The organism is Streptomyces sp. Alt3, from assembly GCF_030719215.1.
Lineage (GTDB): Bacteria > Actinomycetota > Actinomycetes > Streptomycetales > Streptomycetaceae > Streptomyces > Streptomyces glycanivorans.
This window is the reverse complement of the sequence record NZ_CP120983.1, coordinates 893194-915228: the sequence shown is the minus strand read 5'-3', so window position 1 is coordinate 915228 and position 22035 is coordinate 893194. Positions and strand designations below refer to the sequence as shown.

General features: G+C 70.8%; 11 protein-coding genes. 2 read left to right on the top strand and 9 right to left on the bottom strand.

The genetic code is table 11. The features are described 5' to 3' along the window. Positions 1-9: 9 nt before the first annotated feature. Genes P8A20_RS04110 through P8A20_RS04080 form a run of 7 tightly spaced genes read right to left on the bottom strand, consistent with a single transcriptional unit; the run spans position 10 to position 10889 of the window. Entirely contained in the window at positions 10-717 is a 708-nt protein-coding gene (locus tag P8A20_RS04110; protein WP_306102869.1) for a GH12 family glycosyl hydrolase domain-containing protein, read from the bottom strand. A gap of 34 nt (positions 718-751) precedes the next feature. Further along, positions 752-2971, bottom strand: coding sequence for a glycosyl hydrolase family 95 catalytic domain-containing protein (locus P8A20_RS04105; protein WP_306102868.1), 2220 nt, complete (start codon positions 2969-2971; stop codon positions 752-754). Further along, positions 2968-4944 carry a beta-galactosidase gene (locus tag P8A20_RS04100; protein ID WP_306102866.1) on the bottom strand — a complete coding sequence of 659 codons (1977 nt, stop codon included), beginning with the start codon at positions 4942-4944 and terminating at the stop codon, positions 2968-2970. The genes P8A20_RS04105 and P8A20_RS04100 overlap by 4 nt, the downstream gene beginning before the upstream one ends. Before the next feature lie 15 nt (positions 4945-4959). Next, positions 4960-7200, bottom strand: a complete 2241-nt coding sequence (locus P8A20_RS04095; protein WP_306102865.1) for a sialidase family protein — start codon at positions 7198-7200, stop codon at positions 4960-4962. 53 nt (positions 7201-7253) lie between these two features. Continuing rightward, complete coding sequence (locus P8A20_RS04090; protein ID WP_147960405.1) at positions 7254-8189, bottom strand: carbohydrate ABC transporter permease; 936 nt, start codon at positions 8187-8189, stop codon at positions 7254-7256. Positions 8190-8194: 5 nt separating this feature from the next. Further along, complete coding sequence (locus P8A20_RS04085; protein WP_147959141.1) at positions 8195-9214, bottom strand: ABC transporter permease; 1020 nt, start codon at positions 9212-9214, stop codon at positions 8195-8197. 1 nt (position 9215) lies between these two features. After that, positions 9216-10889: an extracellular solute-binding protein gene (locus P8A20_RS04080; RefSeq protein ID WP_147959142.1), complete on the bottom strand. Its 1674-nt coding sequence runs from the start codon at positions 10887-10889 to the stop codon at positions 9216-9218. A gap of 413 nt (positions 10890-11302) precedes the next feature. Between P8A20_RS04080 and P8A20_RS04075 the strand changes: the two genes are divergently transcribed. Next, on the top strand, positions 11303-14242 hold the full coding sequence (locus tag P8A20_RS04075) for a glycoside hydrolase family 3 C-terminal domain-containing protein (RefSeq protein WP_306102864.1): 2940 nt from the start codon (positions 11303-11305) through the stop codon (positions 14240-14242). Further along, positions 14239-16506 (top strand): alpha-xylosidase, encoded by a 2268-nt coding sequence (gene yicI, locus P8A20_RS04070; RefSeq protein WP_147959144.1) that lies wholly within the window; start codon positions 14239-14241, stop codon positions 16504-16506. Before P8A20_RS04075 ends, yicI begins: the two co-directional genes overlap by 4 nt. A 124-nt stretch (positions 16507-16630) precedes the next feature. Here yicI and P8A20_RS04065 read toward each other — a convergent pair whose 3' ends face one another. Both P8A20_RS04065 and P8A20_RS04060 read right to left on the bottom strand, forming a co-directional pair. After that, positions 16631-17356, bottom strand: coding sequence for a hypothetical protein (locus tag P8A20_RS04065; RefSeq protein WP_147959145.1), 726 nt, complete (start codon positions 17354-17356; stop codon positions 16631-16633). Position 17357: 1 nt separating this feature from the next. Next, complete coding sequence (locus P8A20_RS04060) at positions 17358-21806, bottom strand: CHAT domain-containing protein (RefSeq protein ID WP_147959146.1); 4449 nt, start codon at positions 21804-21806, stop codon at positions 17358-17360. Positions 21807-22035 lie beyond the last annotated feature (229 nt).

The window sequence follows — 22035 nt, the reverse complement described above, 5'->3', positions numbered from 1 at the left end:
CCGCGAGGATCAGCTCGACGAGACGTTGAACCCGTTGGTCGTGAAGTTCAGGCCGCCGGACGACGAGGTGATCTCGTAGCCGAACTGGACGTCACCGATGGTCTCGTTGCCCCACCAGCCCTTGGTGTCCTTGATCCACTTCAGGATCGGCAGGATGTTCACGGTGCCGGAGGAGGAGTCCGAGGTCCGCAGGAACGAGAAGACCTCGTTGGATCCGTTGCTGCCCTTGTACACCGCCCAGGTGTGCCCGCCGAGCGTGACGGTTCCCTGCGAGGTGCCCAGCGGGCCCACAGCACCGTTGTAGTTCACCCAGAGCATCACCTCGTAGTCGTAGTCCGTGTCCCAGATGTCGTACGACGTGTTGTACGCGCCGGACGACGGGACCGTCACGTTGTACGTGCTGGTCAGCGAGGAGAGCGACGTGATCGGCTTGTTGACGATCTTCTTGGCGTTCGGGTACGACTTGATGCCACCGGTGTTCGGGTGGTTGGCCGTCACGCCCCAGTTGCTCGACGAGTTGGCCCAGATGCTCTGGGTGCCCGCTCCGGAACCCCAGATGTTGTTGTAGAGGATGTAACCGTCGGACGTGGTGTAGTTGCCCCACTGCTCCGACGAGGTCCAGATCGCGGCGTGGGCGGGCGCCGCCGCGAAGCCGACGAGCGCGGCCACTGCCGCCGCCGGGGCCAGCAGCAGCCGGGTCAGGGTGGATCGTGCCATGGGGTCGTTCCTTCCATGTGGGGATGGAGGACTGCTACCGCGCCCCCAGGGTGAGGACGCGGTCCACGCCGGCCGTCAGCTCCAGCGGAGCCGTGGGGTTTCCGGCTGAGGTCTCGGTGAGGACGAGCCCGTCGCCCGTGCGCAGGTCTACACGGGCGTCGCGGGTGGGGCGCAGCACGGCGGTGGCACCGTCCTCGGACCACCGCAGGTCCAGGTGCGCGCCGAACCGCGTACGCACACCCCGCAGTTCACCCGCCGGACACGCGGCCGGGACGGCGGGCAGCAGCACCAGGCGCCCGGGTGCCGACTGGACCAGTGACTCGATCACGACGGCGGGCAGCGTGTGGGCCGCGTCCGCGTTGTAGACGTTCCGGAACGGGTAGTGCGCGCTCATCAGCGAGTCGTGGAAGAAGTCCCCGCCCAGCACGGCGCCCAGCGCCGCCGACACCCGGGACGCGTCCCGCAGCCGGGCGGCGATCAGCGCCTGGTGCAGGTGCCCGTGGGCGGAGTCGTTCTCCGAGCCGCGCAGCTCCAGCGCGCGGTGCGCCGCCCCGGCCAGCTCCGGGGTGTCGTACGGATTGATCGCGTCCAGCGGCCACACCGGGTAGAGGTGGCTCAGGTGACGGTGGTCGTACGTCTCCCGCAGACCGGGCCACGCCCACTCGGCGAGCGCCCCGTCCTCGTTCACCAGGTACGCCGGGAGCCGGGCCGCGAGTGACCGCCACAGACCGGCGGACGGGTGCCCGGGCGCGTGCTCGGCTGCCGTCGTCAGGGCGTGGCGGGCCGCCGCGATGTCCATCGTGGCGTTCACCGTGCCCCAGCTCGCGTTGGCCGGCCGGTTCTCCGGGGAGTACGAGGGCACGACCGCCAGGTGTCCGTCCGGATCCTCGCGGCTGAGGAAGTCCTCGTAGAAGAGGGCCGCCTCGACGAGGGCGTTCGTCAGCCCGCTGTCCGCGACCCCCGTCGTGGTCTCGGCGTTCTCCAGGAGCGGCTGCAGCAGCCAGTCCGCCCCGGCGGTCCACAGATGCAGCGGATAGGCGCGCTGGAAGTGCCGGGTGTGCCCCGAGACTCCGTCCGTGTGGGACGGTGCGACGATGCCCCGGGCGCCGAAGATCGCCCGCGCGTTGTCCTGCCAGTCGGCCAGCTGCCCCTCGACCAGGGCCGCGTGCGCCTCGGTGACCTCGGGGAGGCCGGCCGCCGCGGCGGAGGAGACCTGGAGGTTGAGGTTGGCGTTCGTGGTGAAGGCACCGGACCACGCGGTGTCCCAGTCGCCGGTCCACAGGCCGGTCAGCCGGGGCGGCAGCATTCCCGAGGCGGAGAGCAGGTGGTAGCGCCCCGCCGCGAAGAGCCTCTCCAGCAGCGCGGGGGAACTCGGGTCACGCAGCAGCTCGCTGCCGGACAGCTCCCGTCCCGGAGCGGCGTCCCGCAGCGTGAAGGAGGCGCGCCCGTACGCCGTCCGGTGCAGGGGCCGGTGGCGGTCCAGCAGCGTGGCGTGGTCCTCCCGGGGCAGCCCGGCCCACAGCTCACCGAGATCCGGCCTGCCGGGACCGCGGACGACGCGGGTCGTCAGCGTGAGGCTCCGCGCTCCCTCGATCCGGATGCCCTCGCCCGCCACGAAGACCCTGCCACCGTCCACCCGCGCCACGGTGACGCCCGTGTAGCCGAGTTCGCTGCCCGGATAGCCCACCCGCAGTGCCAGGTGGGCGCCGTCCGGGGTCAGCACCGTGGAGCGCCCGACCGCCAGCCGCGCGGGGGCGCCCGGCAGGACGTGGTCCAGGACGACGTCGGCGGTCAGCCCCGGGTCGGTGACGTGCTGCACGACCACGTCGTCGGCCCGCGACACGAAGACACTGCTGCGCCACGCCTCGTACGACGCGGTCACCTCACCCGAGGTGAAGTCGACCTCGCGCCGGTACCCGGCCACCGCCTCGTGGAGCCCGCGGGTGCGGCGCACCCGGGAACGGAAAGCCGGGTGGAAGGGCTGCACCCACACCAGGGGGCTTCCCGCGCCGAAGTCCTCGGCGGCTTTCGTGTCCCCGGACAGGAGCGCGTCCTGGAGCCGCCCGAGCCGGTCGGCGAGCTCCGGTGCCCGGAGATCCTCACTGCCGTTGGGCCGCACCAGGGTGTGGTGGTTGACGATCACCTGGTCGTCGGCCGGATCGCCGTACACCATCGCCCCATGACGGCCGTTGCCGCTGAGGAAGGCGTCCTCCCAGCGGGTGGCGGGGCCGGGCTCCCACGTGCCGTCGATCATGCCGAGACGTCTCTGAGCACGGCCACGCCGTAGCGCTCCAGCTCCACGCCGCCGTCGGCCCCGGCACCCGTGAGCAGGTCGACGTAGCGGCCCGGCAGCTCCACCGCGGCCGGGGACCGGCCGTGGTTCAGCAGGAACAGCAGCGCGCCGCGCCGCACCGCCTCCACCCCTGAGGGCAGTCCCTCCAGGACGGGGCGCACACCGGCCTCCGCCGCCACCCGGCCGAGCAGACCGCGCAGCGCGTCGGGCCCGGGCAGTGTCGACACGTACCAGGCGGTGCCCTTGCGGAGCACCGCCGGAAGCCCGTCCAGCTCGCCTCCGCGGTACGCGGCCACGGTCTCCGCGCTGCCGTCGGGCTCCAGCTCCTCCGACCACAGGGTGCCGTCGAAGCCGTCGCACTCCACGGTCGCCCCCGCGTCCAGCGGCCACCACTCGTGCACCGTGCGGATGCCGAACAGCTCACGCAGCCGGCCGTCCATCCCGCCCGGCCTGATCCTGTCGTCCGCGTCCGCGACGCCGGTGAAGAACCCGCACACCAGGGTGCCGCCGCCCCGGACGTAGGCGACGAGGTTGTCGACCGCGGCGTCACCGAGCAGCTGGAGCTGAGGCACGAGCACCATGCGGTAGGCGCTCAGGTCACCGCCGGGGCGGGCGAACTCCGTGCTGATCCCGCTCTCCCACAGACCCCGGTGCCAGGCCTGCACGAGCTCGGTGTACGAGACGAGGGAGGACGGCCGGCCCTGCTGGGTGCTCGACCACCAGGCGTCCCAGTCGTGGAGCACGGCGACCTCGGCGGTCACCGCGGTGCCGCTCACCTCGGCCCCGAGGAGCGCGAGTTCGGCCCCGATGCGCTTGACCTCCCGGAAGGTGCGGCCCTCCTCACCCGCGTGGCTCAGCATCCCGGAGTGGAACTTCTCGGCCCCCTGCCGGGACTGCCGCCACTGGAAGTAGCAGAGCGCGTCCGCACCCCTGGCCACGGCCTGCAGCGACCAGAGCCGGTTGAGGCCGGCCGGTTTGGGGTGGTTGACGTCGCGCCAGTTCACCGGCCCCGCGGCCTGCTCCATCACCATCCACGGCCCGCGTGCCTGGGAGCGGGTCATGTCGGCGAGCATTGCGTTGTACTGGCCGCCGTGCGGGTCCGTGGGATCCGGATAGACGTCCACGGAGACGATGTCCTCCTGCTCCGCCCAGGCCCAGGCGTCCTGGCCCGACCAGAGAGGCATGAAGTTGGTCGTCACCGGGATGTGCGGGGTGTGCCGGGCGACGATGTCCCGCTCGGCGGTGTAGCACTCCATCAGGGCGTCCGAGGTGAACCGCTTGAAGTCCAGCTCCTGCGCCGGATTGCGCATGTACTGCGCCTTGCGTGGCGGCAGGATCTCCGTCCAGGTGTCGTAGCGCTGGCTCCAGAACGCCGTGCCCCACGCCTCGTTGAGCGCGTCGAGGGTGCCGTGACGGGAGGCCAGCCAGCGACGGAAGTGACCGGCGGTCTCGTCGCACCAGCAGTGGGTGCAGTACTCGTTGTTGATGTGCCACACGGTGAGCGCCGGATGGTCCGCGTACCGTGCCGCGAGGTCCTCGGTGAGTGCGGCCGCATAGCGCCGGTACACCGGTGAACTCGGGCAGAAATGCTGCCGGGAACCGTAGTTGACCAGTGCGCCGTCCTCGGCGCGCGGCAGCGTCTCCGGGTGAAGGGCGCCCATCCACGGGGGAGGGGACGAGGTGGGCGTGGCGAGCACGACGCCGATCCCGTTCGCGGCCAGGAGGTCGAGAAGCCGGTCCAGCCAGCCGAACTCCCTGGCGCCCGGGCGTGGTTCGATCATCGCCCAGGAGAAGACGCCGACGGTGACGGAGTTGACCCCGGCCTCCTTCATCAGCCGGACGTCGTCGGCCCACACCTCCTCGGGCCACTGCTCGGGGTTGTAGTCGCCTCCGAAGAGGATGCGGCCACGGGCGGCGTCGTGCAGGGACGGCATGGACGTCTCGTTCCTCTACTGGGGATCTGCGTACTGGATGCCACGGCCGTTGGTGCCCAGATAGACACGGCCGTGGACGCGGGGGTCGCCGGTGATGACCTCGCCGGTCCATCCCCACCGGTGGGCGTTGTCGTCGATGCGGACCCAGGTCGCGCCCGCGTCGTCCGAGCGCAGCACGGCCACCCCGTCGTACGTCGAGGAGACCCGCCCGGTCTGGAAGACCGCCGGATAGCCGGCACGCCCCTTCCGCGGGGCCGCCTTCCCGAACCCGAGGGCGTGCGAGGCCTGACAGCCGGCCACCCGTGTGAACGTGCGACCGCCGTCCGTGGAGCGCAGCAGCCCGTCGTCCTTCGCCGACAGCCACAGGTCGCCGGAGCGTCCCGGCGCCGCGGCGACACGGAACTGCACGTCGCCCGAAGGCAGTCCTTTCGCGCCCTCGGTGAACGTCGCGCCCCGGTCCGTGGAGAGGAGGACCGTCCCGGCGTCCGTGTCGTACGCGTAGAAGCGCCTCGGGTCGAGCGGGTCCGCGACCGGGGTGGCGCCCTCGGGGAAGGTGGTGACCTCGGTCCAGGTGGCGCCGCCGTCCGTCGAGCGGTGCGCCGCGTACTTCGTGCCGTCCCAGTGGACGAACGACCACAGCAGCGTCGCGCCGTCGGCGGACACCGCCACCGGGCCGGGAGCCGATGGGGCGATCGCCGGCTGGGAGGCGAAGGGCTGCCAGCTCGCCCCGCCGTCACGGGAGTACGCGCCCGCCCGGTCGGAGCCGGAGGGCCAGCCCGTCCGCACGACGTACGAAGGCTTCAGCGTGGCCAGGGCGAGTCCGGTCGCCGTGCCGAACACAGGGTTCGAGGCCATGCCGCGTGACGGGGACGAGGTCAGGGAGTCGTGGCGCATCACCCCGATGTCGCCCAGGCCGCTGAGCAGCCGGGCGCCCGAAGGAGGTGCGATCAGCTGGCGCACGGCCGACTCCTCCAGACCCCGGATCTCAGGGGCCCAGTGGACCAGGTCGCGGGTCCCGAAGACTGTCGCGCCGGTGCCGTAAAGAATGTGGCGTGAGTCGTACGGGTCCAGGGCGACGGCCTGGATCCACCAGCCGAACTTGGGCTCCCCGTCCCACTTCAGATACGGGGTCTCCGACACGTCCAGCACGGCCGTGTCCTTCAGCGAGGTCCAGCTCGTCCCGCCGTCCGTGGACCGGAACAGGGTGTCCACCGGGCCCCAGCGGTTGTTCGTGGAGACGACCACCGTGCCCGGCCGGGCCGCGTCGACCGCGACCCCGCCGTACCCGAACGCGTCGCCGTCGCCGGGGGCGACGGGGGTCACGTCGGTCCAGGTGCCGGTCACCGTGTCGAGCCGGTGCACCGAACCGTCGGACTGGTTGTTGGGGCCGGGCCCGTCCGCGTACGTCACGTACAGCGCGCGGCCGCCGGCGTCGTGGGCCGCGCGGACCGGGACCTTCGTCGCGGAACCGGCGGACGGCTGCCCGGTTACGGCCTCCCAGCTGCCGGAGGCGGTCCTGCGGTAGAGGGCCGCGCCGCCGCCGTCCCCCCAGCCGGCGTACACCGTGCGGCCGGCCGCCACCAGCAGGGTGACGCCCTGACCGCCGGCGGACGCCGTGGCCGGGAAGGAGGTGTCGGCGGCCCAGGTGGCTCCCCGGTCCCGGGACCGCAGCAGCCCGTCGTGGCGTGTGCCGAGCCAGAGGGTCTCGCTGTCGCGGGGATCGACCAGGAGCCGTTCACCGCAGCCCCGGCCGTCCTCGTTGGCCCCGAGACGCACGGTCAGATCCGTACGCGCCCAGGTCCGGCCGCGGTCGTCGGACCGCAGGACCGCTCCCGGGGACGCCCACTCCTGGGCGTAGGTGCCGAGTGCCAGGTACAGCCGGTCCGGGTGCGCCGGATCGACCGCCATCGCCTCGACACCCAGAAGATTCCAGTCGTCCCAGCCGATGTGGTCGGTGAGCGCCGTCCACCGGGACCCGCGGTCGTCCCACCGGTAGGCACCCCCGATGTCCGTGCGGGCGTACGCGAGACCCCGCACGGCCGGATGGAACAGGATGCCCGTCACGAAGCCCGTCCCACCGATCGCCGCCGTGCGCCAGCGGTGCGGCTGGGTCCTCGGCGGCCGGGGATCGGCCGTGGCTGCCCCCGCCGCCGGAAGAACCGACGCCGCGGCCGCGGCCACCGCCGCACCGGCCAGGACGGTCCGGCGCCGGGGGCGCGGGGCGGGTTCCGGCTGTGGGACGGACGAAGCGCGCATGACGGGGATCCTCCGGTGGGGGACTACGGGACGTGCGGGACGGGTGCGGTGGTTCAGCCCTTGACGGCGCCGGTGAGCATGCCTTCCTTGAAGTGCTTCTGGACGAACGGCGACAGGAACGCGACCGGGATCAGCGCCAGGACCATGACCGCCATCTGGACCGCTAGCAGTGACAGGTGACCGGTGTTGATGACCTGTGTGAGACCCGTGGGCCGCTCCTGCTTGAGGACCAGCTGGTTCATCACGTTCTGCAGCGGCAGCATGTCCGGGTCACTGATGTAGATCGACGCGTTGAACCAGGCGCTCCAGTAGCCCACCGCGTAGAACAGCGTGATCACGGCGATGACCGCGCGGGACAGCGGCATGACGATCTGCCACAGGATGCGGAAGTCGCCCGCGCCGTCGATACGGGCGCTCTCGACGAGCTCCTGCGCGGTGCTCATGAAGAACGCCCGCAGGACCAGGATGTTGAAGACGTTCAGCGCGCTCGGGAGGATCAGCGCCAGGTAGGAGTCCGTGAGACCGAGCCCCTGCACCACCAGGTAGGTCGGGATCAGCCCCGCGCCGAAGAACATCGTGGCCAGCATGAAGACCAGCAACGGGCGGTGCAGCACGGAACCGGTGCGCGAGAGCCCGTAGGCGCACAGGATCGAGACGGCCATGCTGAAGAGCGTCCCGACCACGGTCACACAGACGCTGATGAGAGCCGCACGGGTGACCTGGCCGCCGCCCAGGAGCTCCTGGTAGGCGACGAAGGTGATGCCGCGCGGGATCACCACGAGCCCGCCGGCCTCGGTGATGGTCTTCACCGAGGACAGACTGGTGACGATCACGACCCACAGGGGGAAGAGGACGGCCAGGCAGATCAGGACCATCACCACGCCCTTGGAGGCGAGGCCGGTCTTCGAAGGCTCCTCCTCCCACACGGGACGCAGGCGGCCACGGGTTCCCGGCTTCACACCGCCCAAGCCGGTCAGGCCGGAGAGCAGGCTGCTCACTTCTTGTACACCCCCTGCTCACCCATGAGATGGGCGACCTTGTTGGCCCCGAGGACCAGCAGCAGACCGAAGATTCCCTTGATGATCCCGACGGCCGCCGCGTAGCTGAACCCGCCGTTGGTGATGCCGACGTTCCAGACGTAGGTGTCCAGCACCTCCGACGCCCCCGGGCCGACCGCCGTGCGCTGGAGCAGGATCTGCTCGAAGCCGACGGTCAGCGCGTTGCCCACCTGGAGCACGAGCAGCAGGGCGACGACGGGACGCAGGGCGGGCAGGGTGATGTGCCACATCCGGCGCCACCGGTTCGCGCCGTCCATGGCGCTCGCCTCGTAGAGGTCCGGGCTCACCGCCGCGAGGGCGGCGAGGAAGACGATGACGCCCCAGCCGGCGTCCTTCCAGATCATCTCGAAGGTGATCAGGAACTTGAACAGACCCGGGTCGGTCATCAGGTCGAAGCCCTCGTGACCGTTCTCCCGCAGCGTCTGCGCGATCAGCCCGGCGCCGCCGAACATCTGCTGGAACACCGTGACGACGAGGACCCAGGAGAAGAAGTGCGGCAGATAGAGGATCGCCTGGGCCACCGCCCGGACCCGGGGCCGCACGAAGCTGTTGATGAACAGCGCGAGCAGGATCGGCACCGGGAAGAACAGCGTCAGCTGCAGGAGGAAGATCGCCAGGGTGTTCCGCAGCGCCGACCAGAACAGCCGGTCGTTCACCATCTGCTGGAACCACTCGAACCCGACCCACGGGCTCTGGGCGATCGCCTGGAACGCGTTGTCGGCGATGTACGGGTCGTAGTCCTGGAACGCCACGACGTTCCCCGCCAGGGGGATGTACGCGAAGACCAGCAGCAGGACCATCGCCGGCAGCGTCATCAGGATCAGCGTGCGGTCCCGGCGCAGCCGGTGACGCAGCGGCATTTCCTTGGTGACGGGCCGGTCACCGGCCGCCGCCCTCGTCTTGACCGGCGGCGTCCGTGAATCCTGCGCGCGCCGGTCGTCTGTGCTCAGTGACATGTCAGGAGGCCGACTCACCGGTCTCGTCGAGCAGCTTCTTGTACCAGTCGCGAAGCTTGTCCCCGCCCTTGGTCTTCCAGTCGGAGACGGCCTGCTGCATGTCGCCGACCTTCTTGCGGCCGCGCACGATGTCCTTCTCGATGTCCTCGAACTGTGCGTTGAGCTCGGTGAAGCGGGTCGGCTCCTGGATCTGCATGCCGTGGAACAGGGGCTTCCTGAGGTGCGCGCCCTGACGCTGCTGCCACTCGATGACACCCTTGGCGACGTCCGGGAAGTCCGGGTAGGCGCGGAAGGGGGCCGGGGAGGCCACGTACTCGTAGGTGGCGAAGACCTGGTTGTTGCCCTGCTCCGTCTTGACGAGGACGCCGTCCTTGAGGGTGTGGTGCGTGCCCTCCAGGCCGTAGGCCTTCAGGCGCTGCTCCTTGGTCCCGTACGGTGCGGCCGTGTAGTTGGCGAGGGCGAGGACGTCCTGGATGGTCTTCTTGTCGGCGTTCTTGTTGACGAAGCACCAGATGTTGGAGGGCGACGCCTCGTAGATGACCGGGTCACCGCCGGCGGCGGCGAAGAAGTCCATCGCCCCCATCCGGAACTCCGGCTTGTCGAGGCGCTGGACAGCGGTCGCGGCGTACCAGTCGGAGATGTCCGCGTTGTACATGAGGACGTTCCCCGAGGAGAACGTGGTCCGCATGTCACCCGTCTCGGCCTTGGCGTCCGGGTGCACGAAGCCCGCCGAGTACAGCGAGCGCGACCACTCCAGCGCCTCCAGGTACTCGTCGGTCTCGTAGCGGTTGACCAGCTTGCCGTCGACGAGCTTCCAGTAGTACGGCTTCTCCGGCAGCACCCCGAAGAAGACGAACGCCGACCACGTCATGTCGCTGCACGCCCACACCTTGCTCTTCGGGGCGTTGATCTCCTTGCAGAGGTCGTAGAACTCCTGCGTGGTGGTCGGGACCTCGTACCCCTTCTCCTCGAAGATGTCCGCACGGTAGAAGGGCGTGATGTTCGGGGTCGCCTCGGCGGGCATGGGGAGACCGCGCAGCTTGCCGGCGAAGATCGCACGCTGCCAGGCGCCGGTCGGAATGGCCGCCAGGTTCGGGTAGTCCTTGACCTTGTCACCCGACAGGTAGGGGCCGAGGTCGGCGAACTTGTTGGCGATGGCGCTCGGTATCTTGCCGCCCAGTTCCCAGCCGGGGACGACGACCGCGTCGGGGATGTCGCTGGAGGCGAGCACAGCGCCGAGCTTCTGGCCGTAGACGTTGCCGTCCTGGTTCTGCCACTTGACCGTGACACCGGCTGCCTCGTCCATCGCCTTCCAGTACGGGTTCCCCTGACCCGGCGACGTGCCCCACAGCGGTGCCATGACCCGCAGCTCGCTGCCCTGGCCCAGCTTCTTCGGCACGGACACCGCGAGCTTGTCGGCCGGGAGCGCGGTGGTGAAGCCGGCCGCGGAACCGTTCTTGCTCGGGATGTCCGGGGTGACCGCCTCGGAGGGCACGTAGGACGGAAGGATGTCCTTCAGCTTCTTGCCCGTGGTCGTGCCCTCGTTCTTCGCACCGCCGGAACCGCCGCCGCAGGCGGCGAGGAGCGGCATCCCCCCGCCCACGGCTGCCGCGACGACCACGGAAGAGGCGAGGAATCGTCTCCGGCTGGGAGCGGAGGGGGAGTTCGGCGTCATTGCGTCAACCCTTCGTGGTGCAACAGGACGGCCCGCGGCGGCGACTGCCGCTCGGCCCTGTGTCTGAGGTAGGGGGCGTTACCGGCCGAGCCGGTGGAACTGCACCGGCTGAGCTGAAGCGGTCAACGGGCTGCCTCGTCGAAGCGCTTCGATGTTGCAGCGAGATTAAGTGAAGGGTCCCGGCCGCACAAGAGTTCGTTTCGAGATTCCTCCGACCTGTTTCCGAACCGTTTCCCGGGGCGACGCGGCTTCGATACGTCCGCATGAACCTCTTTGCGGCGGTAGCACCCTTGACACCCGTGGGGTCGGCCGCAGAGCATCGAAGCGCTTCGAAAGATCCTTCCCTGTGCGTCGAACTGTCCTTCGGCGCGAGCAGACCGGAAAACCTCCCACCTCTCCAAGGGGACCCGCACGTGACGGACCATCCGCTTCCCTTCCGCGACCCGCAGCTGTCCTTCGCCCTGCGCACCGACGACCTGCTCGGACGGCTCACGCTCGACGAGCGGATCGCGATGCTGCACCAGTTCGCCCCGGCTGTGGAGCGGCTCGGGCTCGGCCCGTTCCGTACCGGACAGGAGGCCCTGCACGGGGTCGCCTGGATGGGCCCCGCCACCGTGTTCCCGCAGGCCGTCGGCCTCGGCGCCACCTGGAACGACGACCTGGTCCGCCGCGTCGGCGAGGCCGTCGGCAACGAGGTGCGGGCCAAGCGCGCCCAGGACGACCGTGTCGGTCTCAACGTCTGGGCGCCGACGGTGAATCTGCTGCGCCACCCGCTGTGGGGCCGCGGCGAGGAGGGCTACTCCGAGGACCCGGCACTCACCTCCGCCGTCGCCGTCGCCTACACCCGGGGACTGCGCGGGGACGACCCGCACTACTGGCGCACCGCACCCGTGCTCAAGCACTGGCTCGCGCACAACAACGAGACCGACCGCGACACCGCCTCCTCCTCGGTGCGCCCGCGCGTCCTGCACGAGTACGACCTGCGGGCCTTCCGCGACGCGGTGCGCGCCGGGGCCGTGGCCGGTGTCATGCCTGCCTACAACCTCGTCAACGGGCGCCCCAACCACGTCTCGCCCCTCCTGGAACAGCACCTGAGGAGCTGGACCGACCAGCCGCTCGTCGTCTGCTCGGACGCCGGCGCGCCCTCCAACCTGGTCGATTCCGAGCACTACTTCGACACCCACGAGGAGGCCACCGCGGCCGCCCTGAAGGCGGGCGTCGACAGCTTCACCGACCACGGCACGGACTCCACGGTCATGACCGGCCGCATCCGTGACGCACTGGACAAGGGGCTCCTCGACGAGAGCGACATCGACACGGCGGTCCGCCGGCTGCTCGCCATGCGCTTCGCGCTCGGTGAGTTCGACCCGGAACTCGACCCGTACGCCCAGGTGGACGACCTGGACACCGAGGAGCACCGGGCGCTGGCGCTGGAGGCGGCGGAACAGGCGGTCGTCCTCCTCAGGAACGACGGACTGCTGCCCCTCGCGCCCGGGCGGGGACACACCGTCGCGGTGGTCGGACTGCTCGCCGACGACTGCAAGCTCGACTGGTACAGCGGCACGCTCATGCACCGCTCCACCCCGCTCGACGGGATCCGCGAACGGTACGGCGCCGACAACGTCGTCCACACCGAAGGTGTTGACCGGGTCCGGCTGAAGACCTCCGAGGGCTGGCTCCGGGTGCCCGAGGCCGACGGCACGCAGGACGGGGAGGCGCGAGGCGCGGAAGGCGCCCTCGACCCCGCGCTCCTCGCCGGCCGAACCGACCTGCCCCCGCTGACCTGCGGTGACGAGGCCACCGAACTCGCCCTTGTCGACTGGGGAGACGGTGTTCTCACCCTGCGCACCGACGAAGGGCTGTACCTCTCCGTCGCCGACGACGGATACGTCAGGGCCTCCGCGGACGAGCCGGGCGGCTGGGTCGTCCAGGAGACGTTCCGCATGGAAGCGGTCGGGGGACACGACGGCGGGCACCGCCTTCTGCACATGGGGACCGGTGGGTACGTCTCTGTCGCCGCCGACGGCGCGAAGGTTGCCGTGTCCGGCGAGAAGATTTCCCGGGACGACGCCACGGTCTTCGAGTCCGAGACCGTCGAGCACGGCGCGGACGCCGTGGCCCGGGTCGCCGCTGCCGCCGACACCGTGATCGTCGTCGCGGGCAACGACCCACACATCAACGGCCGCGAGACCGAGGACCGCACCACCCTCGCCCTCCCGGCCCAGCAGGACCGGCTGTGGCGCGCGGCCCACGCCGCCAACCCGCGCACGGTCCTCGTCCTGTCCTCCGCCTACCCGTACGCCGTCGTCGACGCGGCCGCCGCACTGCCGGCCCTGCTCTGGACCGCGCACGGCGGCCAGGCCGCGGGTACCGCGCTCGCCCGTGTCCTCGCCGGTGACGTGTCGCCGGCCGGGCGCCTGCCGCAGACCTGGTACGCGAGCGACGACGATCTGCCCGGCCTGTTCGACTACGACGTCATCGGCTCCCGGCAGACGTACCTCTACTTCGGCGGCACCCCGCTCTTCCCGTTCGGACACGGCCTCGGATACACCGACTTCACCTACTCCGAGCTCCGGACGGAGCTGGACGGCGAGCTGCTGCGGGTTTCGCTGACCGTCACCAACGACGGGGCCACCCCCGCCGACGAGGTGGCCCAGGTGTACGTCCGCCGGGCCGGTCCCGTGGGTGCGGCCCGGCCGTCCCCCAAGGGCCTGGGACGCCTGCTGGGAAGCCTCGACGATCCCACGGACCTGCCGCTGCGCAAGCTGGTCGCCCACCGCCGGGTGCACCTCGCGCCCGGGGCGCAGGAACGCCTCGACTTCACCGTGTCCCGGGAGGAGCTGGGGCACTGGAGCGTGGCGCACGGCCGGTGGACCGTCGAGCCGGGCGCGTACGAGATCCTCGCGGGCGCGTCCAGCGCGGACGTGCGGCTCACCGCCACGGAGGTCGTCGATGTCGAGGCGCAGGGCCCCAGGCCGGTGGTGGCACGAGGTCTGGAGGCCGTCGACTACGACCGGCAGACGGGCACGGTGATCCTCGACCGCACGAAGACCGAAGGTGATGTCGTCGCCGCCGCCTCCGCCGGGGAGGAGGGCCATCTCTTCTACCGGGCGTGTGATTTCGGCGAGGGCGTGGAAGGACTGGCCTTCCTCGTCTCGGGAGAGGGCTCCGTCGCCGTGACTGTGGGCGGACACAGCCTGAGCACCCTCTTCTCCGGCGACCAGGGCCCGTACGCGTACCGCACCGTCGAGGCCGTGCTCGACCTCCGTGGGGTGCACGAGCTGCGTGTCGGCCTCTCGGGGTCCGTGCGTCTCGCCCGCATCGACGTCATCCCCCGTAAGGAGTCCGCATGAGGTTCACCGACGGCTTCTGGCTGATGCGTGAGGGCGTCCGCGCGTCCTACGCCACGGAGATCCGCGATCTGCGTGTCGATGACGACCGGTTCACGGCGTACGCGGCGGTCAAGCGTGTCGCGGCACGCGGGGACACGCTCAACACCCCGCTGATCACGGTCGAATGCTTCTCCCCGGCCGCGGGCGTGATCGGCGTCCGCACCACCCATCACGCGGGGAAGGCCCGTCGCGGGCCGGACTTCGCGCTGTCGGCCGACGATGCCACGGCCCCCTCGGGCACCACCCGCCGGGACGGGGCGGTGACCGAACTCACCAGCGGGCCACTGACGTTGCGGATGGACGGTGACGGGCCCTGGGGCATCACCTTCCTCGACGGCGACGGGAAGCGCCTCACCCGGGTGGACCCGAAGGGGACGGCGTTCGCGACCACGCCCGACGGCGTCCACCACATGATCGCCCAGCTCGCCCTGGACGTGGGCGAGAACGTCTACGGCCTCGGTGAGCGCTTCACCCCGTACGTGAAGAACGGCCAGACCGTCGACATCTGGCAGGCCGACGGCGGCACCAGCAGCGAACTGGCCTACAAGAACATCCCGTTCTACCTCTCCTCCCGCGGCTACGGCGTCTTCGTCAACCACCCCGGCAAGGTCTCCTTCGAGGTCGGATCGGAGTCCGTCGGGCAGGTGCAGTTCAGCGTCGAGGACCAGTCGATCGAGTACTACGTCGTCGCCGGCCCGACCCCGAAGGACGTCCTGACCCGCTACACGGCCCTGACCGGCAGGCCCGCGCTGCCGCCGGCCTGGTCGTTCGGGCTCTGGCTGACCACGTCCTTCTGCACGTCGTACGACGAGGAGACCGTCACCTCCTTCGTCGACGGCATGGCCGAGCGCGGCATCCCGCTCAGCGTCTTCCACTTCGACTGCTTCTGGATGCGCGAATACCAGTGGTCGGACTTCCTCTGGGATCCCGACGTCTTCCCCGACCCGGAGGGGATGCTGGCCCGCCTCAAGGAGCGTGGCCTGCGCGTCTCCATGTGGATCAATCCCTACATCGCCCAGAAGTCGGCCCTGTTCGCGGAGGGCGCCGAACACGGCTACCTGGTGCGCCGGGCCAACGGCGACATCTGGCAGTGGGACCTGTGGCAGCCCGGCATGGCCCTGGTCGACTTCACCAACCCCGCCGCCCGGGCCTGGTACGACGACAAGCTGCGGGCGCTGCTCGACCAGGGCGTCGACTGCTTCAAGACGGACTTCGGCGAGCGCATCCCGACGGACGTCGTCTGGCACGACGGCTCCGACCCGGAGCGGATGCACAACTACTACGCGCAGATCTACAACCGCACCGTCTTCGAGCTCCTGGAGAGGGAGCGGGGCGCGGGGGAGGCGGTGCTGTTCGCCCGGTCGGCGACGGCGGGCGGCCAGCAGTTCCCCGTGCACTGGGGCGGTGACTGCTTCGCCTCGTTCACGGCGATGGCGGAGTCGCTGCGCGGCGGACTGTCACTGAGCCTGTCCGGGTTCGGTTTCTGGAGCCACGACATCGGCGGCTTCGAGGGGACCCCCGACCCGGCCGTCTTCAAGCGCTGGCTGGCCTTCGGCCTGCTCTCCTCGCACAGCCGGCTGCACGGCAACGTCTCCTACCGCGTGCCGTGGGAGTTCGGCGAGGAAGCCGTCGACGTGGCCCGGAAGTTCACCCTGCTCAAGCACCGGCTCATGCCCTACCTCTACGGGGTGGCCGCCGAGGCGCACCGCACGGGCGTCCCCATGATGCGGCCCATGCTGGCGGAGTTCCCCGGCGACCCCGCCTCCCGCACCCTGGACCGGCAGTACATGCTCGGCCCGGACCTGCTGGTCGCCCCGGTCTTCACGGAGGACGGTGAGGTCGAGTACTACGTCCCCGAGGGCACCTGGACCTCGCTGCTCACCGGCGAGCGCGTCACCGGCCCCGCCTGGCGGCACGAGACCCACGGCTTCGACAGCCTTCCCCTCCTGGTCAGGGACGGCGCCGTGCTCCCGTGGGGCGCGGACGACCAGCGTCCCGACGGCGACTGGCTGGACGGTCTCACCCTGCGGGTCTTCGGATCCGGCGCGGGCGGGACCACGGTCACCGTGCCGGACCTCACCGGCGACCCGGCGGCCGTGTTCCGTGTCGTACGGGACGGGGCCGGGGTGCACGTCACGGCGGAGGGGACCGACCGTGCCTACCGGGTGAGCGTCGAGGCGTCCGGTGCGGCGGGGGAGGGGACGGGGGCGGTCGCCGTCGCCTGACCGCCCGATCCCACGGCGTCGACGAGGTCCGGCAGGCGTCGAAGAGGCCCGGTGCGCACGCACCGGGCCTCGGCCCCCAGGGGGACCGGGCAGCGGCCTCGTGGATTCCGCGATGTGCGGGTCCTCAGGCCGACAGGCCTGGTGCCTCGCCTCGGAGGACGTCCGGGCCGACGAGACGGCACAACGTCTCGCTGGTTCCGAGCTTGCCCGTCAGCCGTACGAGCCTGCCGATGCCCCGGGGCATGACCCTGACGCGCATGGTCACCCTCGCATCGACGGGGACGCCCACCGGGGCGTCGACGAGCAGCCTCAGCTCCTCGTTGACATGCAGGAACTCCTGGTCCGATGCCCTGAAGTCCCAGTAGGCGGTGGTGAAACCGATGCCGGACGAAGTGATCCGAGGGCAGTAGAGCGTCCTGCGCCTGGTGATCTGGGGCATGAGTTCGGCTCCGACAGCCGCGGTCGCGACCTGGAAGGTGAGTCCACCGCCCAGCGTCGTCTCGACCTCGACCGGATGCTCCCCCTCGATCAGGGTGGGCGACATGTCCGCCACGACGGCTCCGCCGGTGGCCGACAGGTCGATCACGAGCCGGGACCAGCGCACGAAGGACTCGGGGTGCGTCTGGACCACGCAGATGAGGGAGATGTCGTGGCCGACATGACCGGACACCTGGGTCTCCACCTGCCGGACCGGACCGCGTGCCAGGCCGATCCGGGTCTCGCGCCGCAGCAGCCTGACCGTTGCCTCGTCGAGGGGCTGGAGGTGCCTGTCGGGTTCGGTCTCCACCACGGCCGGCTCGACCAGGTCGAGCAACTCGTAGCCTTCGGGGAGTTCTGGGTGGGTCAGCATGTCACTCTCCATGTCGGGGTTCCGTGCCTGCCGGGGCGCGCCAGTCACCGAGCAGGCAGAAGGCCGCCCAGCGGTCCAGCCGGCCGCCGCCGGGGCGGTCCCGTGCGGCGAGAAGCGCGGTCCGCAGGGCCAGTGCGGGAGCCTCACCGGCAAGGGCCAGGTCATGGAAGTCCCCCATGATGGCGGCAGTGGTGGAGTCAGGAACCCGCCACAGGCTCATCACCAGCGAACGGACCCCGGCGAACAGGAGCGACCGGCTGAGTCCGAGGGTCTCGTCGGTGCGGCTGGTGCGGCCCAGACCGGTTTCGCAGGCCGAAAGAACGGCGAGCCGGACCCCGTGCCAGTCCTGCCGCAGGATGTCGCGCGCCGTCAGGACTCCTCCGGCCAGGACGAGGCCGGAGGAGAGCGGGTCCTCGGCGTCGAAGTGCGCGTGGCAGGCCGCGTGGAAGACCGAGGCGTGCGGGACGCGGCGCAGCACTTCCTCACGGGTGGCAGCCTCGCCCAGGAGCGGGACGGTCTCCAGACGGTTTCCCAGGGTGACCGCCTCCGTGCGGGCGTACGGAAGGTCGTTGCCGGGGTCACCCAGGACGAGGGCACCGGTGCCCGCACCGGGTGCGCGGTGGTTCAGGGTGCGCAGGAGGGACACGGTGGGCAGGTAGCCGACCGGGTTGCGGTCGAGTAGTGTCTCCGCCCCTTCCACGGCGAGGGCATGGAAGGGGACGTGGTGCAGAGCGCCCGTGGGACAGATCAGAACGGTCTGCCCGGGCCTGGTGGCCGCCGCGATCGGAGCCACGAGTGGCCCCAGGACGTGCTGGAAGAGGCCGGGCAGGTCCTCGGCCATCTCGCGGACCTGCCCGGCGCTGCCGAAGTGGTCCTCGATGAAACGCAGGAGCTGAGGCCCGTCGGCGTCCACGGGCGCCACCTGGAGTCCGGCGCTCCCACTGAGGACGAAGACGACGATCGTCCCGTCGTCCAGCATGGCGTAGGACGCCACGACCACCGGTTCGTCCGCGAGTTCGGCCAGTACGTCCTCGGGAGCCAGGACGTCGGACCGCCTGATCGCGGCGTACTCGGCGGCCTCGGGACCGCTCGCCGCCAACCGCGCCCACAGGGTGGCGAGTTCGTCGGTCACGGCGCGGTGCTGTGCCCAGTCCACCTCGCCGCGGGACTCGACCTCGGCACGTGCACGCAACAGCCCGGCCTCCCGCTCGACCAGCTGCTGCGGAACCCCGGCGGGTGTTCTGAGCCGCACTGTGCTCATGGCGTCGAGCAGGGCGCGTGAGCGCTTCCTCTCGGACGCGGTGTAGGCGGCTGCGACGTGCGCGTCCCGGTCTACGTCCGAGCGCTCCGCCCGCCCCAGACGGAATCGGGTGAGCAGCTCGAAGACCACGGCCCGTTCGTCCTGGACGCGCGTGCGGAGGCCCGGGTCGGGCTGCGCCGCCCGTACCAGGTCTGCCAGGCCGGCGCCGAGTTCCAGCACGTCCGTCGCGGTGTAGAGCTCGCCGTAGGCCCACGCGGCGTGAGCCATCGGCAGGACGACGGTCCATGCCCGTTCGACGGCGACGATACGGCGCCCCGTGCGTGAGGTGGGTTCCCTGCGTGGGGCCCAGAAGAGACGGTCCTCGATGGTGCCGGGGACCGAGGACAGCACCAGCACCTGCTCGTAGGCGAGCATCGCGGGCCCGAAACGGGGCCATCGATCGAGTACCTCCGCCGTGGCGATCCAGTCCTGTGCCAGCCGGTCGGCGTTGCCCGCATTCAACTCCCGCGCCCTGCCCAGATGGTGCAGTGCCCGGCGTGGCAGGCCGAGCCAGGTGAGGAGCCGCCCGTAGCCGTACTGCACCGTGGCCGACGTGACCTTGACCGGCGTGCGGGCGGACTCACGCTCGGCGATCCTCTCAGCGGTACGCAGATATCGCAGGGCCAGATCCGGATCCTCGTCCTCCAGGAAGGCCGACAGGCCCGCGGTGACGAGATCCACGACACGCGCGTGGTCGTCGGCAGGCAGCCCGCCCTCGAGATCCCGCTGCAACCGGGCGTAGTGTGCGGCCCGTGCCTCGTCCCCGGTGCGCGAAGCCGCATCGGCCAGCGCCTCGTACAACCCCGCTCTCGGCGGGCGGTCGTGGAAGTGGTCGTAGCCGACGCGCAGGGACTTTCCCGCGCGGGCGCGTTCCTCCTCGTCGATGTCCGCCCAGCGTTCGGCGGCTCTGAGGAAGTCGTACGACTCCGAGTAGCGCCCCAGGTCCTTGTTCACGGACGCCAGTTGCTCAAGGGCGTCGGCAAGCAGCCGGGCCTTGCCCATATCTTCGTCGTCACCGTCGGGCCAGGGCCCTTCGAGCGCCTCCGCGATCTGCACCCGTCTGCCGGCCAGCAGCAGAGAGCGTTCGAGGTCGGTGCCTCGGGCGGACCACTGGTGGATGAGGACCCGGAGCGCGTCCTGCGCACGGGACCAGTGCGCGGGGGCGTGTTCCGCGAGCCAGGCGGCGAAGTCCCCGTCATCCGCGAGGGAGTCGAACAGGACTCCCAGAGCCGGGTGGTCACGGCGTAGAGCGACTTCCAGGCGGACGGGGAGGTCGGCCTCGACGCCGGGGCCGGCGGCGAAGCGCGACATGGGGATGCCTGGTGGCGGTGCGGCTGTGCCCGCTTCGCGTCCTTCGGTGGGCAGGGGCGCGTCGGCCGTGACCGCCTCCGGTGACCACGTGGGGCGCACCGCGGGCGGCGGCAGATGCTCCAGTGCCTCCCTGGCACCGCCGTAGTCGGGATCGAGGGCCACAGCCCGTTCGTAACAACTGCGGGCCTCCTCGGCCCCGTCCTGCTCGGCACGGTAGGTGTCGCCGAGGAACCGCCAGGCCATGGGAGTCTCCTCCACGGCCAGGGACTCCTGGAAATACGCCCGCGCCAGCCCCAGGTGCTGGTTCACGTAGTACACATCGCCGAGCACGAGCAGCGCCGACGCACTGTCGGGGTCGGATTCCAGTGCCCTGCGGTAGCAGTCAGCCGCCTCCGCGTACTCCCGTCGATGGAAGTGCTGCTCTCCTTGCGCGATGTGCTCCGCGGCCTCCCGGTGCGCTCGGGTCACCAGGGGCACACCCAGGAGTCGCGCCACGCCTGCCGCCGTCGCCGGGTCAAGCTCGGCGAGATCACGAAGCATGTCGGCGCCGTCAGGGCTTCCCTCGATCATGGCCGCGAAGATCTGCGGACCTATCTCGCTCAGGTGGTCGATGTCCGGCGAGACGGTCAGTGTCCCGTCCACGAATCCGGCCATCGCGACCTGTGGGCTGGGGGGCGTGCCGAACACCTTGGGCATCATGTCGAAGGCGCCCCTACCGGTCAGGCGGATCAACTCGCCCTCCCAGTGCTCCAGCTCCGGGGAGTCTTCCTGGACCAGCACCCGGACCAGCTGTCCGAGCAGGTCCTCCTCGCCGGGAGCGGGAGGGTCCGAGAGCCGTGACCGCAGACAGGCGATCGCGTCCTCCCCACGGCCCGCGCGCTGGTAGGCGGCGGCGAGGGCGACCAGAACGTCTTCGTCGTCGGGCCCATCGGTGAGTAACCACTCGAGTACCTGGATGGAGTGCTCCGCGTCCCCCACGGCACGGAAGTGACCCGCGAGCCGGAAGCGGAGCGGGGAGCCCGGCTGCGCCGGGGCGATGAGCTGATCTCCCCATGCCGCCCAGCCGACCGCCCAGTCGAGGTCTCCGTCATGGACGCCACGGCCCATCTCGCCGCTCCAGGCGTGGGCCAGCTCCACCATGGCGCCCTGCGGGTTCACGTCGAGCCACGAGCGGACCAGGGACAGCAGGGTGTCCGCGTCCTCGGCCCCCACTGCGGACCGCACCACCCCGAACGCTTCGTAGCGCAGGTGGAAGGCCTGCCGGAGTGGGCCGAGGTCGTCCTCGACGTACTGCGCCAGCTCATCGATGACAGGGGCGGCCAGCTCCATGATCTCGGAGGGCTCGGCCAGGTGCGCCTCGCTTCCGCAAGCCGTTCTGCCGAGGAGGCCCAGCGCACAGACGAGCCAGTCACCGGCCGTCTCACCCTGCCCGCAGGCCAGGTCGAACAAGCGGTTGGCCTCGGCGCGATCCCCGGCCGCATCGGCTTCGACGGCCCGGAGCAGCCGTGCCTGCGCTGTGAGCCTGCCCTTCACATGCCGGGCGGATTCCCATTCCTTCCCGGAGCCGACCGTGATGCCGGCGGCGTACGCCTCCAGCGTGGCGGCCAGCAGTTGCGCGTCCGCGTGGGTGTTCCACGGGTCTTCGCGGGTCGCGCCGTAACCGAACGCTCCGATGAGCAGCTGGTCACTCTCGTCGGCGGGAAGTGCGGTCACCGCGTCGCGCCGGGCGTCAGGAGCCAGGGCCGCCAGCAGGCGGAGCCGCTGCTCGACAACGGCAAGGTCCTCGCCTTCCTGGCCGCCGAGCCGGGTGTGCATGTCACGGGCCAAGAGCTTGAGCATGGAATGACCGAGCACGACTCCCCCAGAGTTCTCGCAAGAACCAGCCGTTCGACTGTTCAGACGGTCGAGTGCCTCGCTCAGTTCCCCGGGGACCCAGGAGCAGACGTGCAGAGGGGGACCATGTGAGGTCCGCCTGACCGGCGACGATCACAACGCCGAACCGCGGTCCGGACACCGCGCCGGGCCCGGCGCCCTCGGTTCCCCGAGTCGGGGACTCGCCGAGCACTGC

What these genes read in the sequence shown, in the direction of transcription:
- P8A20_RS04060 (WP_147959146.1), bottom strand. Translation starts at nt 21,806, where the DNA reads ATGCTCAAGCTCTTGGCCCGTGACATGCACACCCGGCTCGGCGGCCAG.
- P8A20_RS04110 (WP_306102869.1), bottom strand. Translation starts at nt 717, where the DNA reads ATGGCACGATCCACCCTGACCCGGCTGCTGCTGGCCCCGGCGGCGGCA.
- P8A20_RS04100 (WP_306102866.1), bottom strand. Translation starts at nt 4,944, where the DNA reads ATGCCGTCCCTGCACGACGCCGCCCGTGGCCGCATCCTCTTCGGAGGC.
- P8A20_RS04080 (WP_147959142.1), bottom strand. Translation starts at nt 10,889, where the DNA reads ATGACGCCGAACTCCCCCTCCGCTCCCAGCCGGAGACGATTCCTCGCC.
- yicI (WP_147959144.1), top strand. Translation starts at nt 14,239, where the DNA reads ATGAGGTTCACCGACGGCTTCTGGCTGATGCGTGAGGGCGTCCGCGCG.
- P8A20_RS04105 (WP_306102868.1), bottom strand. Translation starts at nt 2,971, where the DNA reads ATGATCGACGGCACGTGGGAGCCCGGCCCCGCCACCCGCTGGGAGGAC.
- P8A20_RS04095 (WP_306102865.1), bottom strand. Translation starts at nt 7,200, where the DNA reads ATGCGCGCTTCGTCCGTCCCACAGCCGGAACCCGCCCCGCGCCCCCGG.
- P8A20_RS04085 (WP_147959141.1), bottom strand. Translation starts at nt 9,214, where the DNA reads ATGTCACTGAGCACAGACGACCGGCGCGCGCAGGATTCACGGACGCCG.
- P8A20_RS04065 (WP_147959145.1), bottom strand. Translation starts at nt 17,356, where the DNA reads ATGCTGACCCACCCAGAACTCCCCGAAGGCTACGAGTTGCTCGACCTG.